This is a genomic window from Caulobacter sp. Root1472 (genome assembly GCF_001426985.1).
In the GTDB taxonomy this organism is placed as follows: domain Bacteria; phylum Pseudomonadota; class Alphaproteobacteria; order Caulobacterales; family Caulobacteraceae; genus Caulobacter; species Caulobacter rhizosphaerae.
On sequence record NZ_LMFX01000018.1, the window covers coordinates 61295 to 77122 of the forward strand.

Below are 15828 nucleotides of genomic sequence, written 5' to 3' on the forward strand. Positions count from 1 at the left end.
AGTGCGATGTAGCATGTTCATGATTTGTGCCGATGCTTTTCTGCGTCGGATTCGAGGGGCGGCATGAGCGACGGCGAGATCGTTCTCTACAACACCGACGATGGCCTCGCGCGGTCCAGCTTAGAGCGGCGGATGGCACCGTTTGGCTGACCCAGGCGCAAATCGCCGAGCTGTTCGATACGACAAAACAGAACGTTTCGCTGCACCTGCGGAACCTGCTGGCTGAGCGGGAGCTGGCGGAGACTTCAGTTGTCAAGGAAGCCTTGACAACTGCCGCCGACGGCAAAGCTTACAGCACGCTTTGGTACAGCCTCGAAGCCATCCTCGCCGTTGGCTACCGAGTACGATCGGCGCGCGGCGTGCAGTTTCGGCAATGGGCGACGACCCGATTGCGGGAGTATCTGGTCAAGGGTTTCGTGCTGGACGAACAGCGCCTGCGCGACCCCGGCCCCTTCGATTATTTCGATGAACTTCTCGAGAAGATCCGCGACATCCGAGCTTCGGAAAAGCGGTTCTACCAGAAGGTCCGAGACGTCTACGCTACGGCGTCCGACTACGACGGGCGATCGGAAACCGCCCAAATCTTCTTTGCCACCGTTCAGAACAAGATGCTTCATGCGGTGACTGGCAAGACGGCCGGGGAGCTGATCGTCGCCCGCGCCGATCCGAAGGCTCCTAATATGGGCCTGCAAAGCTGGAAGGGCGGTAAGGTCCGCAAGGGCGACGTCGATACCGCGAAGAACTATCTGAACGCCGACGAGGTCACTGACCTCAATCGCGTGGGTGACGATGTTCCTGGATTTCGCCGAAGATCAAGCGCGTCGGCGCAAGCCGATGACCATGGCAGAATGGGCGTCGCGTCTGGACGCCTTCCTGGCCTTCAATGATCGCAATGTTTTAGCCAACGCCGGACGGATCGCCCACGACGCAGCCAAGCGGATCGTACACGAGCGATTCGAGGCATTCGATACGGGGCGTCGCACGGCCGAGGCGCGTGCGGCGGATATCGAGCACGTCGAGGAAATGCTTCGCCTAACGGAAGAGCTTAAGCCCGACCAGAAGCGCAGCCCCTAGCTCCCCGTCACTTCTTCCCAGAACCGCTTGGCCTTGCCGACGAAGTTGGCGGACTTGGGGTTCTGTTTCTCGCTGCACAGGCCGGCCAGCTCCTGCAGGAGCTCCTTTTGCCGGGCCGACAGGTGGGTCGGGGTCTCGACGAACAGCTCGACCACCAGGTCGCCGCGCTGGCGGCTGCGCAGGGACGGCATGCCCTTGCCCTTCAGGCGGACGGTCTTGCCGGTCTGCGAGCCTTCGGGAACCTTGACGGTCATGCGGTTGGAGCCGTCGCAGTTCTCGCCGCCCAGCAGGCAGGGGGCGTCGATGTCGCCGCCCAGGGCGGCCACGGTCATCGGCACAGGCACGGTGCACAGCAGGTCCAGGCCGTCGCGCTCGAACAGCTCGTGCGGGATCACCGACAGGAACAGGTAGAGGTCGCCGCGCGGGCCGCCGCGCACGCCCGCGTCGCCCTCGCCCGCCAGGCGGATCCGGGCGCCGTCGTCGACGCCGGCCGGGATGCGCACCGACAGCACGCGCTCGCGGCGCACCTGGCCGTGGCCGTGGCAGGTCTGGCAGGGGTCCAGCACCAGCCGGCCCGAGCCGCCGCAGCGGGGGCAGGCGCGCTCGACCGCGAAGAAGCCTTGGGTGGCCCGCACGCGACCGGCGCCGCCGCACGAGCCGCAGACGGTCGGGCTGGTGCCCGGCTTGGCGCCCGAGCCGTCGCAGACCTCGCAGGTGATGGCGGCGGGGACCTTGATCTCGACCTCGGCGCCCGCATAGGCCTGCTCGAGGGTGATCTCCAGGTCGTAGCGCAGGTCCTGGCCACGCTGGGGGCCGTTCGACTGGCGACGACCGCCGCCGAACATCTCGCCGAACACGTCGCCGAACACGTCGTTGAAGATGTCGCCGGCGTCGGCGCCGCCGAAGCCGCCGGGCCCGCCCTGGGCGCCGTTCACCCCGGCATGGCCGAAGCGATCGTAGGCGGCGCGCTTCTGGGCGTCCGACAGCACCGAATAGGCTTCGTTGATTTCCTTGAACCGCGAGGAGGCGTTCTCGCAACCGCCGTTGCGGTCGGGATGGTGCTCCATCGCCATCTTGCGGAAGGCGGCCTTGAGGGCGGCGTCATCGCAGCCACGGGCCACGCCCAGGACTTCGTAATAGTCGCGCATCGTCAGGGTCGATCACTAGCCATGTTGGAATAGGAGGTGGGAGCGCCCCCGCCCGGCCGCAAGCGGCGGACGGGAGCCTTGTCCCCGAAGGTGGGGGCGGAGGGAACCGAAGTCACGCGCACCGCCCCGCGACCCATGGTCACGCCGACGGCTTGGAGTCGTCGACTTCTTCGAATTCAGCGTCGACGACGCCGTCATCCGCGGCGGCTTCGTCGCCGCCTTCAGCGCCCTGCTGGGCGCTGTACATCGCTTCGCCCAGCTTCATCGAAGCCTGGATCAGGGCCTGGGTCTTGGCCTGGATGGCCTCGACGTCCTCGCCTTCCAGGGCCGACTTCAGCTCGGTCAGGCCGGTCTCGATCGCGGTCTTCTCGGGCGCGCCGACCTTGTCGCCGTGCTCGGCCAGGGCCTTCTCGGTCGAGTGCACGATGGCCTCGCCCTGGTTCTTGGCCTCGACCAGCGCCTTCTTCTTCTCGTCCGAAGCCTTGTTGGCCTCGGCTTCCTTGACCATGCGCTCGATGTCCGCGTCGGAGAGGCCGCCATTGGCCTGGATGCGGATCGAGTGCTCCTTGTTGGTCGCCTTGTCCTTGGCGTGGACGTTGACGATGCCGTTGGCGTCGATGTCGAAGGTGACCTCGATCTGCGGCACGCCGCGCGGCGCCGGCGGGATGCCCTGCAGGTCGAACTGACCCAGGAACTTGTTGTCGACGGCCATCGGACGCTCGCCCTGGAAGGCGCGGATCGTCACGGCCGACTGGTTGTCGTCGGCGGTCGAGAAGGTCTGCGAGCGCTTGGTCGGGATGGTGGTGTTGCGCTCGATCAGCGGGGTGAACACCCCGCCGAGGGTCTCGATCCCCAGGGTCAGCGGGGTGACGTCCAGCAGCAGCACGTCCTTGACGTCGCCTTGCAGAACGCCGGCTTGCACCGCCGCGCCCAGGGCCACGACTTCGTCGGGGTTCACGCCCTTGTGCGGCTCGCGGCCGAAAAAGTCCTGCACCGCCTGCTGGACCTTGGGCATGCGGCTCATGCCGCCGACCAGGATCACTTCGTCGATGTCGCTCTTCTTCAGGCCGGCGTCCTTGAGGGCCTGTTCGCACGGACCGATGGTGCGGGCGATCAGGTCTTCCACCAAGGCTTCGAGCTTGGAGCGCGACAGCTTGATGTTCAGGTGCAGCGGGCCCGACGCGTTCATCGAGATGAAGGGCAGGTTCACTTCGTACTGAGCCGTCGAGGACAGCTCCTTCTTGGCCTTTTCAGCCTCTTCGCGCAGGCGCTGGAGGGCCAGCTTGTCCTTGCGCAGGTCGACGCCCTGCTCCTTCTTGAACTCGTCGGCCAGGTAGTCGACGATCCGCAGGTCGAAGTCCTCGCCGCCCAGGAAGGTGTCGCCGTTGGTCGACTTCACCTCGAAGACGCCGTCGCCGATCTCCAGGATCGAGACGTCGAAGGTGCCGCCGCCGAGGTCGTAGACGGCGATCTTCTTGCCGTCGTTCTTTTCCAGGCCGTAGGCCAGGGCCGCCGCGGTCGGCTCGTTGATGATGCGCAGGACTTCCAGGCCGGCGATCTTGCCGGCGTCCTTGGTGGCCTGGCGCTGGGCGTCGTTGAAATAGGCCGGAACGGTGATGACCGCCTTGGTCACCGGCTCGCCCAGGTGGGTCTCGGCCGCTTCCTTCATCTTCTGCAGGATGAAGGCCGAGACTTCCTGCGGGCTGTAGTCCTTGCCATGGGCCTTGACCCAGGCGTCGCCGGTCGGGCCCTTGACGATCTCGTAGGGCACCATGGCCTTGTCCTTCTCGACCACCGGGTCGGAGGCGTTGCGGCCGATCAGGCGCTTGATCGCGAAAAGGGTGTTGGTCGGGTTGGTGACGGCCTGGCGCTTGGCGGGCTGGCCGACGAGGCGCTCGCCGTCCTCGAGGAAGGCGACGACCGACGGGGTGGTGCGAGCGCCCTCGGCGTTCTCGATCACCTTCGGGGTCTTACCGTCCATGATGGCCACGCACGAGTTCGTGGTGCCAAGGTCGATACCGATAATCTTGCTCATGTTGAGACCTGCAGCTCCTGATTGGCGGACGGCGGTGACAAGGGCCTTAAGGCAAGCGCCCCGGTTTTTCTCGAGCCGTCCCCGTCTGGTCGCGTTCTAACGGTTGATCCAAATCCTCGCCCTCCAGACAACGCCCGAAAGCGTCGACCGAAAGGAAAGCGTTCGTTCAATCGAAGTTGACGAGCCCGTCAACCCCGCTTCGATGCCCGATATGGGGGATAGGCGCCAGCCTGCAAGCCCAATCCCGCAGGGAATGAAGGGGAATCGTGACCTGCGACGAAATAGGCCGTGCCCGAAAAAGCACGGCCCCTTCGTCAAATCGGCGTCGAACGCGGCCCGAAAGCCTCAACTCACGTTCGATGAACCCGCTCGTCGAGCAGGTCCTGTATCGTCGTCTCAGCCCTTCCGGCCGACCCAGGCGGTGATCTGGGGCAGAGCCGCCTTGCGGGTCTTTATCCGGTCGGCGACCGAGGCGGCCGACTTTTCGGCCTCGCCGCGCGAGCCGGCCGGCAGGTTGGCGGCGGCGTAGGCCCGCACCTTGTCGATCATCGCCGGATCGGCCGAGGCCTTGCCCAGGGCGGGAATGAACTTGGTGCGCGAGGCCGCGTCGACCTTGCCGTTCACCGCGTCCTTGTGGGCGACGGCGAAGTCGAAGGCCAGGTCCGGGTGCAGCTTGGCGACCGTCGAGATCATGTTGGCCGACAGGGTCTCGCTGGGCTCGCTGGTCAGGGCCAGGTCCAGGGCCTTGGCGGCCAGGGCCGGATCCTGGGCCGCGGCCAGCTGGGTGTAGAGCTGGTCGCGGATCAGCGGGGTCTTTTCGGCCTTGGCCTGTTCGTGCAGCGCGTCCCAGGCGGCCGCGTCGGCGTTGCGGCCGACCGAGGCCAGGATCGCCTTGCGCAGCGGTCCGGGCACGGCGGTCGGGTCGGTCTTGTCGGCGGCGTAGCGGCGCTTGGCCTCGGCCACCACGGCCGGGTCGCCCAGGGGGCTGAGCGCGCCGATGAGGGTGGTGCGCAGGTTGGCGACCGGAGCCGGTTCTCCGGCCTTGGCGGCCCAGCCCACCTGCTGGAACACCGGCGACAGGCGGGCGATGGCCAGCTTGCGGAAGGCGGCCTGCTGGGCCGGCGCGCCGTCGTACATGCCGTCGACAGTGGTCAGGACGCCCGCGACCTTGCCCCAGACCTGGGGATCGGCGTCGGCCGGCGTGGCCATGGCCAGGTCCAAGGCGTCGGTGACGGCCTGCTGGCCGTTCAGACCCAGGGCCCAGGCGTCGGAGATCACGCCCAGCTGGTCGATGGCCGGCAGCTTGGCGAAGCTGGCCGAGAGGCCGGCGAAGGCCGTGGGCGTGTAGAGGGTGCGGAAATAGCCGGCCTGGCCGGCGTTGACGACCACCGGGCCGCAGCCGTCGACGCTCAGGCTCCCCTTGCCGCCCTCGACCAGGGTCTTGGACACGGTGCTGGAGCCGGCCACCTGGGCCGAGACCGGCACGCGCCAGGCCAGGGGGGTCTTGGTCGCCTTGTCGCGCCTGAACTCGCCCTGGGTCAGGGTGACCGGAGTCTTGCCCGCCACGCAGGCGCCGGCGTCGACCGTGATCAGCGGGACGCCCGGCTGCAGGGTGAAGTCGTGGGCGATGGCGGTGATCGGCTTGACGGCCGCCTTCTCGACTTCGACCCACAGGTCGTCGGTCGTGCTGCTGCCGTGGGCATGGGCCTTGATGTAGGCGCGCACGCCGTCGCGCCAGGCGTCGGGGCCGACATAGGCCTCGAGCATGCGAATGACCGCCTCGCCCTTCTGGTAGGTGATGCCGTCGAAGGCCTGGCTGGCCTGGTCGACCGTCTCGACGTGCTGGACGACCGGGTGGGTCGTCGCCAGCGAGTCCAGGCCCATGGCGTATTCACGGCCGCCGACCGCCTCCAGCTGGCTGTTCCACTCGGGGTGGAACCGCTCGGTGGCCCGGCCTTCCATCCAGGACGCGAACCCCTCGTTGAGCCAAAGATCGTCCCACCACGACATGGTCACTAGGTCGCCGAACCACTGGTGGGCCATTTCGTGGGCCACGGTGGTGTAGATGTTCTGGCGGTCGGCCTGGGTGGAGATCTCCGGATCCTCCAGCAGGGCGTATTCGAAGTAGAAGATCGCGCCCCAGTTCTCCATGGCGCTGAAGAACTGGCTCTGGCCGGGGGCGGCGATGTGATCCAGCTTCGGCAGCGGGTAGGGGACGCCGAAATAGTCGTTGTACCACTGCAGGATCGGGCCCGACGACTTCAGGGCGAAGTCGGCCTTGGCCAGGTCGCCCTTCTTGGTGATCACGCCCATCTCGACGTCGCCGACCTTGGCGGTGGCGCGGTCGAAGTCGCCCAGGCCGAAGAACAGCAGGTAGGTCGACATCTTCGGCGAGGTGGCGAAGGTGATCTCGGTCTTGCCGCCGCCAAGGTCGCGGCTCTTGGCGATCGGCATGTTGCCCACGGCCATCTGGCCGGTCGGGACGGTGACCCGCATGTCGTAGGTCGCCTTGAAGAACGGCTCGTCCCACGAGGGGATGAAGCGGCGGGCGTCGCTGTTCTCGAACTGGGTGTAGAGGGCGCGCTTCTTGCCCTGGTCGGTGTCATAGTCCAGGGCGAACAGGCCGGCGGCCTGCTTGTAGATCTTGCCGCTGTAGTCGATGGCCAGGACGTGGGCGCCCTTGGCGACCGGCTTGTCGAAGGTGAAGGTGGCGGTCTGGGCCTGGGCGTCGACGCTGACCTTGGCCGCGCCCCCCTTGGCGCCGCCTGGGCCGACGATCTCGACCTTGGCGAAGGTCAGGTCGGCCGCCTGCAGGGTGATGCTGCGCGTGGGGGCGGCGACGTCGATGTTGATCTTCACCGAACCGGTGAAGCTCAGCTTGTCGGCGTCGGGGGTGAAGACCAGATCATAGTGGGTCGGGACCACGCCGCGCGGCAGCTGGGTCGTGACCGTGGCGGCCGTAACGGCCGACCGGGCCGGCGCGGCGGTTGCGGCCAGGGTCGATCCGGCGGCAAAAACGAGCACGGCGGCAGCCGCGGAGGAGAGAAGTCGACGCATGAACGGCCTTGGATTGCAAAATTTGTTCCGCCGGCCTGCCCGGCGGCGCAAACCAACACGGACGTGGCGTGTCTGGCCCATTAAATCTGTGTAATGTTTAGATCGATCAACGTTCTGCCCGGTTTCGACCTGTGGCCCGGCGCGCTGGATCCCGAGGCGCAGGCCGATCTGCTGCGTCTGGTGCAGGCGGCGTTCGAGGCCGCGCCGCCGGCCTGCTACGAGACCGCCTACGGCAAGGCCATGAGCGTGGCCATGTCCAGTTTCGGCTCGCTGGGCTGGACCAGCGACAAGGCCGGTTATCGCTACGCCGACCGCCATCCGGGGACAGGCCAGCCCTGGCCGGCCATGCCCCAGGCCCTGCTCGACCTCTGGGCGGCGCTGGCCGATCCGGAGACCCCGCCGGACTCCGCGCTGATCAATCTCTATCGCGGCGACGCCCGCATGGGCCTGCACCAGGACCGCGACGAGGCCGATCCGCGCTTTCCGGTGCTGTCGATCTCGCTGGGCGACACCGCGGTGTTCCGCATCGGTGGCACCTCGCGCAAGGACCCCACCCGGTCGCTGAAACTGTCGTCCGGCGACGTCTGCCGGCTGTCCGGCCCGGCCCGCCTGGCCTTCCACGGCGTGGACCGCATTCTGCCGGGGTCGTCGGGGCTGATCCCGGGGGGAGGGCGGATCAACATCACGCTGAGACGGGCGGCGTCGGCTTAAAATCCTCCCCCTGGGGGAGGCGATCGCAAAGCGATCGGTGGGGGGAGTTTTAGGGTTGTCGATCCGGGTTGCGGCGACCTGCCGATTAATCCCCCCTCCGTCGGCTGCGCCGACACCTCCCCCACAGGGGGAGGATCACGAAAAAAGGGCCGCCCAACCGGACGGCCCCTTGTTCATCCCAAAGACTGAAACCCTCAGCCCCGCAGCTTGCGGGTGATGGTCTCCAGGTCCTGGCTCAGGGCGGGATCCTCGGCGCGCAGGGCCTCGATGCGGCGCACGGCGTGCAGGACGGTGGTGTGGTCGCGGCCGCCGAAGCGCCGGCCGATGTCTGGCAGCGAACGGGTGGTCAGCTGCTTGGCCAGCCACATGGCCGCCTGGCGCGGGCGGGCGATGGCGCGGTTGCGGCGCTCGCTGAGCAGGTCGGCCTGCTTCATGCCGTAGTGTTCGGACGTGGCCTTCTGGATGTCGTCGATGGTGATGCGCTTCTCGCCGGCCCGCAGGTGCGGCCGCAGGATCGCCTGCACCTCGTCCAGGGTCAGGCGCGAGACGCCTTCGCCGGCTCGGGCCGACAGGGTGTTGAGCGCGCCTTCCAGCTCGCGGACGCTGTCGGTGAAGCGGTCGGCCAGGAAGTTCAGCACCTCGGTCCGCATCGTCGGCTCGAAGCCGTGCTGGCGCGACAGGGCCTGCAGCTTGCGCTCCAGGATGCCCAGGCGCAGGGCGCGGTCGGCCGGTTCCAGGCCGCAGACCAGGCCCGCCGACAGGTGCGAGCGCAGGCGGGCGTCCATCTCGGTCATCGCGGCGGGCGCGCGGTCCGAGGAGAACACCACCCGGCGGCCGTCCTCGACCAGGGCGGTCAGGGTATGGAACAGCTCTTCCTGGCTGGACTGCTTGCCGGCGATGAAGTGCACGTCGTCGATGATCAGAAGGTCGGCGCCGCGCAGCTCTTCCTTGAAGGCCGCGGTCTGGCGATCCATGACCGCGCGGACGAAGGTCGACAGGAACCGCTCGGCGGTCAGATAGACCACCCGCTTGGTCGGGGCCTGGCGCATGGCCTCCCAGGCCAGGGCGTTGAGCAGGTGGGTCTTGCCGAAGCCGTACGGGCCGTGGAACAGCACCGGGTTGAAGTGGCCGTCGGCCCAGCTGGCCACCCGGCGCGCCACGGCGTGGGCGAATTCGTTGGCCGGACCCGGCACGAAGGTGTCGAAGGTGAAGCGTTCCTGCAGGCCCTGGACGGGCGAAGCCTTGGCGCCGTTGACCGGCGCGGGGGCCAGGGCCGGCACGTCGCTGGACACCGGCAGCACGATCTCGATCGGCTCGGCCTTGGCCTCATAGCCGGCGGAGGCTCCGCCGGCGGCCTCGAACTCCAGGCGCGACTTGAGGTCCAGCCGACGCGCGGTGGGGTCGGTGGCGGCCCACAGCTCGCTGACGCGACGCCACGCGCTGCGACGAATCCAGTCGCGCGCGATCCCGGTCGGCGTCACCACCACCACGTCGCCGGCCGCGCTCTCGCGCAGGACGGCGGGCGCGATCCACGAGCCGAAAGCCGCGTCGCCCAGCTCGCGCTTCAGCACCACGCAGACCTTGTTCCAGACGACGCCCGCAGGCTCGCAGGCAACCGTCGAGAACGCAGCCGAGAACTCTTGGGTCACTACCCCGCCTTTGGTCGTCATCGTCACCGCCTCGGTATTTGTCGTGTCATCTCGATCGCCGCCCCCCATGGCGCACGACCGCGTCTCAAAACCTTCTTTGTCCAGCAGGCACAGGGGTTTGATCGGCGAACGCAAGGGTTCGGCCGCCGCCAGTGATCTCCATGGACTGGAAGAGCGTTGAGACGCTTAAACTAGCCAGCGGCCCCCGCCGGTCAAACGGAAAACTTGCGTCCGTCGGCGGATATTTCTGTTGACTCGACAGACGTCCGCGCCCGCCAAGGGAATGCTATTTCGGAGCCCGATGTTCACCCGATGGAATGTCCCGGGGACAATCTTCAGTTTGAAAAAAGGCAATAGAAAAAGCCGACCGAGTTTCCTCGATCGGCTTTTCTAAGTCTTTGATTTCGCTAACCGAACGGTGTTCGGCGAGAAACTGGATTTAGGCCGCGGCCTGATCAAGCTTCTTCAGGCGAGCCGCCAGGCGCGAAACCTTGCGCGAGCCGGTGTTGGGATGGACGACGCCCTTGGAGACGGCGCGCATCAGTTCCGATTGCGCTTCGATGAACGCGGCCTTGGCGACGGCCTTGTCGCCGGCGGCCAGAGCGTCTTCGAACTTGCGCAGGAAGGTGCGCACGCGCGAGCGGCGAGCGGTGTTCACTTCGGTGCGACGGGCGATCTTGCGGATCGCTTTCTTGGCGCCGGGATTATTGGCCATGAGTTGGACCTTCAAACGGACAGCCGCGCGGGCGGCCGCGAAGCAGGAGAAATCAAGAGCGCGCGGATATACGGGAACGACCGCCTTGGGTCAATCGCCGAGGACCCAGAATCTCGCGCGCCGGCCTAGCGAGGGTTCACGACCCCTTGAACGCCGGTTTGCGCTTCTCGACGAAGGCGGCCATGCCTTCCTTCTGGTCGTCGAACGCAAACAGCGAGTGGAACAGACGCCGCTCCAGCGCAACGCCCGTGCTGAGCGTCGTCTCGTAGGCGGCGTTGACCAGCTCCTTGTTCATCGCCGTGGCCAGCGGCGACTGGGCGGCGATCCTGGCGGCCACGGCCAGGGCCTCGTCGACCAGGGCGTCGGCGGGGAAGATCCGCGAGACGAGGCCGGCGCGCTCGGCCTCCTCGGCGCCCATCATCCGGCCGGTCAGGATCATGTCCATGGCCTTGGACTTGCCGACCAGGCGCGTCAGGCGCTGGGTGCCGCCGATGCCGGGCGCCACGCCGAGGTTGATCTCGGGCTGGCCGAACTTGGCCGTGTCGGCGGCCAGGATGAAGTCGCACATCATCGCCAGCTCGCAGCCGCCGCCCAGGGCGTAGCCGGACACCGCGGCGATGATCGGCTTGCGGGTTCCCTCGATGGCCCGGGCCCCGGCGGCGAAGAAGTCGTCCTTGAACATCTGGGCGTAGGACTTGTCGGACATCTCCTTGATGTCGGCCCCCGCCGCGAAAGCCTTGGCCGAGCCGGTGATCACGATGCAGCCGATCGCGTCGTCGGCCTGAGCCGCCGCCAGGGCCTGGCCCAGCTCGGCCAGCAGGGCGGTGTTGAGGGCGTTCAGCGCTTCGGGCCGGTTCAGGCGGATCAGGGCCACGCCGGGCGCGGCCTCCGGGGTCTCGACGATCAGGGTCTGGTACGCGGCCATCGGCGGTCTCCTGTTGAGGGCCGCTGTTATAGAGGGCTAGGCGGCCTTGGGGAGCCCCTGGGGCTGTTGGCTCCGACCGTTGCTTTCTCCAAACAGCCCGTCGTCTCGGGCTTTGCGCCCGGGATGACGGCAAAGAGGAAAACCACGAGCCGAATTCAACGGCGCCCGAGCACTACGCGCCAATGAACGCGGCCAGTTCGTGCGGCTCGCCGGTGGGGAAGGCGGCCTTGAGGTGGTCAAGAAAGGCCGAGACCCGCGCGCTGAGCAGGCGGCGCGACGGGTAGAGCGTCCACAGGTGGATTTCCGGCCCGTCGACGTCGCCCCAATGGGCCAGGCGGCCGGCCGCCAAGTCGTGGCTGACCAGCGACACCGGAAGCCGCGCGACGCCGACGCCGGTCCGGACCGCGTCGCGGACCATGATCATCGACGACAGGCCCAGGACGGGATCGACCATCAGGGTCGAGCGTCCGGTCGCGCTCGCCACCCTCCAGGCCTCGGTTCCAGACCCCGTCCCGCGCACGACGGCGGGGACGGCCAAGCCGTCCGCGGGCCGGACAAGATCGGGGCTGGCCACCACCACCAGGCGGTCGCGCATGAAGGCCCGCCCGACCAGGGTCTCATCGGGATGCGGATTGACGCGGATCACCAGGTCGTAGCCTTCCTCGACCATGTCGACGGGCCGGTCTTCCGTCGTCACCTCCAGGCGGACCTCCGGATGTTTCAGGGCGAACTCGGCCGCCAGCCTCCCCATGGCGATCTGCGAGAACAGCAAGGGCGCGCTTACCCGGAGCAAGCCGCGCGGGGTGCTGCCACCGGACGCGATCCCGGCCGCGGTCTCGTCGAGTTCGGTGAGCAGGGCGGACGTCCGCTCGTGGAGCGTCCGTCCCTCCTGGGTGAGCCTCAGCGTCCGACCGCCGCGCTCGAACAGGCGCAGGCCGAGGCTGGCCTCGAGCTCCGCGACCCGGCGCGACAGGGTCGCCTTGGGCCGTCCGGCGGCGCGGGCGGCGCGGCCGACCCCGCCATGCCGGGCCACCAGGTTGAAATCGGCGAGGGCCAGCCAGTCCATGTGTTCCATCTGTGGGACGGAGTGTCCAGATCTAGCGGCTATTGGCCGGCCTGTGGATCACTAATTTGCCGGGTGTCACTTGAACCCCGGAGATTTTCCCATGACCATCCTCGTTACCGGCGCCACCGGCCGTGTCGGCGGCCACGTCGTCCAGCAACTGGTCCAGCGCGGCGCCGACGTGCGCGTGCTCGTCCGCGACCCCGCCAAGGCCGACTTCCCGGCCGGCGTGGAGGTCGTCCAGGGCGACCTGCTCGACATCGACGCCGTGCGCGCCGCCTTCAGCGGCGTGCGCACGCTGTTCCTGCTCAACGCCGTCGCCGCCGATGAATTCACCCAGGCGCTGATCACCCTGAACATCGCCCGCGAGTCCGGCGTCGAGCGCGTCGTCTATCTGTCGGTGATCCACGCCGACCGCTTCGTGAACGTGCCGCACTTCGCGGTGAAGGCCGGCGCCGAGCAGATGATCCAGCAGATGGGCTTTTCCGCCACGATCCTGCGCCCGGCCTACTTCATCGACAACGAACTGACGATCAAGGACGTGGTCCTGAACCACGGCCTCTATCCGATGCCGATCGGCGGCAAGGGCCTGGCCATGGTCGACGCCCGCGACATCGCCGAGGTCGCCGCGATCGAGCTGATCCGCCGCGACCAGGCGCCCGGCAAGCTGCCGACCGAGACCCTCAACCTGGTCGGCCCCGACACCCTGACCGGGTCGGACGTGGCGGCGATCTGGTCGGACGTCCTGGGCCGTCCGGTGGCCTATGGCGGCGACGATCCCACCGGCTTCGAGCAGAACCTGGCCAGCTTCATGCCCAAGTGGATGGCCTATGAGATGCGCCTGATGGCCGAGCGCTTCGTCGGCGACGGCATGCTTCCCGAGGCCGGCGATGTCGAGCGCCTGACCAAGATCCTGGGCCGCCCGCTGCACACCTATCGCGAGTTCGCGGCCCAGGTCGCCGCGACCGCCGCCAAGCCGGCCTGACCGCCGACACGCCCTGGAAGGATGAAGACCATGATCTATTCGACCGCGACCGTTCCGGTGAACCCGGAAGGCGAGCCCAGGCTGACCCGCGCGCAAGCCTGGGCCGGCCTGGAGCTCAAGGCCCGCGACGCCCGGCTGTTCCTGCCGCCCGGCCTCTGCACCCGCTGCGACGTCGTGGAGGAAAGCGCGACCCGCTTCGTCCGTGACGCCACCATCGGCGGCGTCGACCTGCGCGAGATCGTCGTCCTGGAGCCCCAGAGCAAGGTCACCTTCTTCCAGGTCGCGGGACCGCGGGAAGGTGCCATCGTCAACGAACTCTTCGAGGACGAGGCCGGGGCGCTGCAGCTGCGCTTCTACGGCTATCTCGGCCTGCGCGGCAAAACGCCGAACGGTCCGGAGGAGCAGGCCGAGCAGGCCCAGTTCGACGGCGAGACCGGCTACCGGGCCGCCCTGCTGTCGACGCTGAAGCGCACCCGCGAGTTGCTCGCCGAGGGCAAGCTGCAAGCCTGACGGCCGAGGTGAGGGACCGTCTCCCTGGAGGCGGTCCCCTACACCTGGCAGACCGGGCAGAAGAAGGTCGAGCGGCCGGCCTGGACCTCGCGGGCGATCGTTCCCTTGCAGCCGGGCGTGGGGCAGGGCTGGCCCTCGCGGTCATAGACCCGGAACCGGTGCTGGAAATAGCCCAGGGCCCCGTCGGCCGCCGCGAAGTCCTTCAGGGACGAGCCGCCGACCTCGACCGCCTCGGCCAGCACGGCTTTGATCGCCGTGGCCAATGGCCCGAGCCGCTTGCCGGCGATCATGCCCGCCGGCTTGAACGGCGAGATATGGGCCCGGTGCAGGGCCTCGCAGACATAGATGTTGCCCAGACCGGCGACGGTCTTCTGGTCCAGCAGCAGGGTCTTGGGGCCCTGCTTGCGACCGTTGAAGGCGGCGACCAGGGTCTTGGCGTCAAAGGTCTCGCCCAGGGGTTCGGGCCCCATGGCCGCGAACCAGGGATGGCGGTCCAGTCGGTCGGTGGCGACCAGGTCCATGAAACCGAACCGGCGCGGGTCGTAATAGGTGACCACCGCCCCCTCTTTCCCATCAATGGCTTCGGTCTCGAAGACGACATGGGCGTGCTTGTCGTCGGGCGTGACGGCGCGGGCGAAGTCGCCAGGGCGGGTCGAGCCCTCCGGAACCGCGATCTCGAAACGCCCAGTCATGCCCAGGTGCATCACCAGGGTGTCGCCCCGGTCGAGCGGGGCCAGCAGGTACTTGGCCCGGCGGTTCAGCCGCAGGATCTTCGCGCCGGTCAGCCGCTGGACGAAGCCGTCGGGCAGGGGAAAGCGCAGGTCGGGACGGTTGGCGCGGACGCGGGCCAGGCGGGCGCCGGCCAGGACGGGTTCCAGGCCGCGGCGCACGGTCTCGACTTCGGGCAGTTCGGGCAAGGCGGACCTCGGACGGGAAAGGGCCGCCAGATATCGGTCATTCGCGGCGCGGTTCCTAGGCCCAGCCGGAGGGCCCCGCGCAAAACCGGTGACGGACGGACGCTGACGGTTATAAGAGCCGAACGACGGGGCCGCGCGCCCAGAACCGTCCCACGGCTATTTCGAGCGCCAAATTCGAGCAATGACATGACCAAGGCCTCCGCCACCTTCGGATTCAAGGACGTCGATCCCTCGGCCAAGGCCGGCCTGGTGCGCGGCGTGTTCGACCGGGTCGCCAAGAACTACGACCTGATGAACGACGTGATGAGCGGCGGGGTGCACCGGCTGTGGAAGGACGCGGTCGCCGCGCGCCTGAACCCGCAGCCGGGCGAGATCATCATCGACTGCGCCGGCGGCACTGGCGACATGGCTCGGCGCTTCGCCAAGATGACCCGGGCGGCGCAAGAGCGGCGCGGCGGTCCCGACGCCCTGATCAACATCATCGACTACAATGCCGAGATGATCGCCGCCGGCATCGAGAAGGGCGGCGCGCCCGAGATCACCTGGACCGTGGGCGACGCCCAACGGCTGCCGCTGCCCGACGCCTATGCCGACGCCTATGTGATCTCGTTCGGCATCCGCAACGTCACCGACATCGACGCGGCCCTGCGCGAGGCGCGCCGCGTCCTCAAGCCCGGCGGCCGGTTCCTGTGCCTGGAGTTCTCCAAGCCGGTGACCGAGGCCCTGGCGAAAGCCTACGACGCCTATTCCTTCAAGCTGATCCCGCAGTTCGGCGAATGGCTGGCCAAGGACCGCGACGCCTACCAGTACCTGGTCGAAAGCATCCGCCGCTTCCCCGACCAGAAGACCTTCGCCGGCATGATGGAGAACGCCGGCTTCAAGCGGGTGACCATCACCAACTTCACCGGCGGCGTCGCGGCGATGCACCAGGGCTGGGCGATCTAGGTGTCGAAGCTATGAAGGTTGTTCACCCGGGGAGCGGCTGAGAAGCTGGGGTTGCGAAGCTCCAACCTTGGCCGGAGGTCTCCCCGGATGAACG

At 67.9% G+C, this 15828-nt stretch carries 14 protein-coding genes; 6 read left to right on the forward strand and 8 right to left on the reverse strand.

Annotation, left to right across the window (positions count from 1 at the left end; all coding sequences use genetic code 11):
* The first annotated feature begins 32 nt into the window (after positions 1-32).
* Positions 33-887, forward strand: a complete 855-nt coding sequence (rhuM, locus tag ASD47_RS13700) for a RhuM family protein (protein ID WP_255355521.1) — start codon at positions 33-35, stop codon at positions 885-887.
* Positions 835-1074, forward strand: a complete 240-nt coding sequence (gene rhuM / locus ASD47_RS27955; protein WP_255355522.1) for a RhuM family protein — start codon at positions 835-837, stop codon at positions 1072-1074. Before rhuM (ASD47_RS13700) ends, rhuM (ASD47_RS27955) begins: the two co-directional genes overlap by 53 nt.
* Here the strand turns inward: rhuM (ASD47_RS27955) and dnaJ are convergent.
* The 3 genes from dnaJ to ASD47_RS13715 form a co-directional block, all read right to left on the reverse strand.
* Positions 1071-2222: a molecular chaperone DnaJ gene (gene dnaJ, locus ASD47_RS13705; RefSeq protein WP_056757382.1), complete on the reverse strand. Its 1152-nt coding sequence runs from the start codon at positions 2220-2222 to the stop codon at positions 1071-1073. The two genes, rhuM (ASD47_RS27955) and dnaJ, sit on opposite strands and share 4 nt — an antisense overlap.
* A 139-nt stretch (positions 2223-2361) precedes the next feature.
* Positions 2362-4257: a molecular chaperone DnaK gene (gene dnaK / locus ASD47_RS13710; RefSeq protein WP_056757385.1), complete on the reverse strand. Its 1896-nt coding sequence runs from the start codon at positions 4255-4257 to the stop codon at positions 2362-2364.
* Positions 4258-4653: 396 nt separating this feature from the next.
* Positions 4654-7281, reverse strand: coding sequence for a M1 family metallopeptidase (locus tag ASD47_RS13715; RefSeq protein WP_235525875.1), 2628 nt, complete (start codon positions 7279-7281; stop codon positions 4654-4656).
* Between the two features lie 126 nt (positions 7282-7407).
* Between ASD47_RS13715 and ASD47_RS13720 the strand changes: the two genes are divergently transcribed.
* The gene (locus tag ASD47_RS13720) at positions 7408-8025 is read left to right on the forward strand and encodes an alpha-ketoglutarate-dependent dioxygenase AlkB (protein ID WP_056757391.1); all 618 of its coding nucleotides are present in this window, start codon (positions 7408-7410) and stop codon (positions 8023-8025) included.
* A gap of 194 nt (positions 8026-8219) precedes the next feature.
* Here the strand turns inward: ASD47_RS13720 and dnaA are convergent, their stop codons facing one another.
* The 4 genes from dnaA to ASD47_RS13740 form a co-directional block, all read right to left on the reverse strand.
* Positions 8220-9695: a chromosomal replication initiator protein DnaA gene (gene dnaA / locus ASD47_RS13725; protein ID WP_056757394.1), complete on the reverse strand. Its 1476-nt coding sequence runs from the start codon at positions 9693-9695 to the stop codon at positions 8220-8222.
* Between the two features lie 418 nt (positions 9696-10113).
* A complete protein-coding gene (gene rpsT, locus ASD47_RS13730; RefSeq protein WP_018060940.1) occupies positions 10114-10389 on the reverse strand; it encodes a 30S ribosomal protein S20 in 276 nt (91 codons plus the stop codon).
* Between the two features lie 136 nt (positions 10390-10525).
* The gene (locus ASD47_RS13735) at positions 10526-11314 is read right to left on the reverse strand and encodes an enoyl-CoA hydratase (protein WP_056757398.1); all 789 of its coding nucleotides are present in this window, start codon (positions 11312-11314) and stop codon (positions 10526-10528) included.
* Positions 11315-11486: 172 nt separating this feature from the next.
* Positions 11487-12380: a LysR family transcriptional regulator gene (locus ASD47_RS13740; protein WP_056757401.1), complete on the reverse strand. Its 894-nt coding sequence runs from the start codon at positions 12378-12380 to the stop codon at positions 11487-11489.
* 100 nt (positions 12381-12480) lie between these two features.
* On the opposite strand from ASD47_RS13740, the gene ASD47_RS13745 reads away from it, so the two are divergent.
* Together ASD47_RS13745 and ASD47_RS13750 are read left to right on the forward strand one after the other, a co-directional pair.
* Positions 12481-13362 (forward strand): SDR family oxidoreductase, encoded by an 882-nt coding sequence (locus tag ASD47_RS13745; protein WP_056757403.1) that lies wholly within the window; start codon positions 12481-12483, stop codon positions 13360-13362.
* A 30-nt stretch (positions 13363-13392) separates the two neighbouring features.
* A complete protein-coding gene (locus ASD47_RS13750) occupies positions 13393-13872 on the forward strand; it encodes an AtaL-like protein (protein ID WP_056757416.1) in 480 nt (159 codons plus the stop codon).
* A 38-nt stretch (positions 13873-13910) separates the two neighbouring features.
* Here the strand turns inward: ASD47_RS13750 and mutM are convergent, their stop codons facing one another.
* A complete protein-coding gene (mutM, locus tag ASD47_RS13755) occupies positions 13911-14789 on the reverse strand; it encodes a bifunctional DNA-formamidopyrimidine glycosylase/DNA-(apurinic or apyrimidinic site) lyase (protein WP_056757407.1) in 879 nt (292 codons plus the stop codon).
* Between the two features lie 186 nt (positions 14790-14975).
* Here mutM and ASD47_RS13760 point away from each other — a divergent pair, with 186 nt between their 5' ends.
* Positions 14976-15734 carry a class I SAM-dependent methyltransferase gene (locus ASD47_RS13760; RefSeq protein ID WP_056757410.1) on the forward strand — a complete coding sequence of 253 codons (759 nt, stop codon included), beginning with the start codon at positions 14976-14978 and terminating at the stop codon, positions 15732-15734.
* The last annotated feature ends 94 nt before the right edge of the window (positions 15735-15828 follow it).

Bases quoted from the DNA above. Each gene is read 5' to 3' on its own strand.
- rhuM (WP_255355521.1), top strand. From the start codon at position 33: ATGCTTTTCTGCGTCGGATTCGAGGGGCGGCATGAGCGACGGCGAGAT.
- rhuM (WP_255355522.1), top strand. From the start codon at position 835: ATGACCATGGCAGAATGGGCGTCGCGTCTGGACGCCTTCCTGGCCTTC.
- dnaJ (WP_056757382.1), bottom strand. From the start codon at position 2,222: ATGCGCGACTATTACGAAGTCCTGGGCGTGGCCCGTGGCTGCGATGAC.
- dnaK (WP_056757385.1), bottom strand. From the start codon at position 4,257: ATGAGCAAGATTATCGGTATCGACCTTGGCACCACGAACTCGTGCGTG.
- ASD47_RS13720 (WP_056757391.1), top strand. From the start codon at position 7,408: ATGTTTAGATCGATCAACGTTCTGCCCGGTTTCGACCTGTGGCCCGGC.
- dnaA (WP_056757394.1), bottom strand. From the start codon at position 9,695: ATGACGACCAAAGGCGGGGTAGTGACCCAAGAGTTCTCGGCTGCGTTC.
- rpsT (WP_018060940.1), bottom strand. From the start codon at position 10,389: ATGGCCAATAATCCCGGCGCCAAGAAAGCGATCCGCAAGATCGCCCGT.
- ASD47_RS13735 (WP_056757398.1), bottom strand. From the start codon at position 11,314: ATGGCCGCGTACCAGACCCTGATCGTCGAGACCCCGGAGGCCGCGCCC.
- ASD47_RS13740 (WP_056757401.1), bottom strand. From the start codon at position 12,380: ATGGACTGGCTGGCCCTCGCCGATTTCAACCTGGTGGCCCGGCATGGC.
- ASD47_RS13745 (WP_056757403.1), top strand. From the start codon at position 12,481: ATGACCATCCTCGTTACCGGCGCCACCGGCCGTGTCGGCGGCCACGTC.
- ASD47_RS13750 (WP_056757416.1), top strand. From the start codon at position 13,393: ATGATCTATTCGACCGCGACCGTTCCGGTGAACCCGGAAGGCGAGCCC.
- ASD47_RS13760 (WP_056757410.1), top strand. From the start codon at position 14,976: ATGACCAAGGCCTCCGCCACCTTCGGATTCAAGGACGTCGATCCCTCG.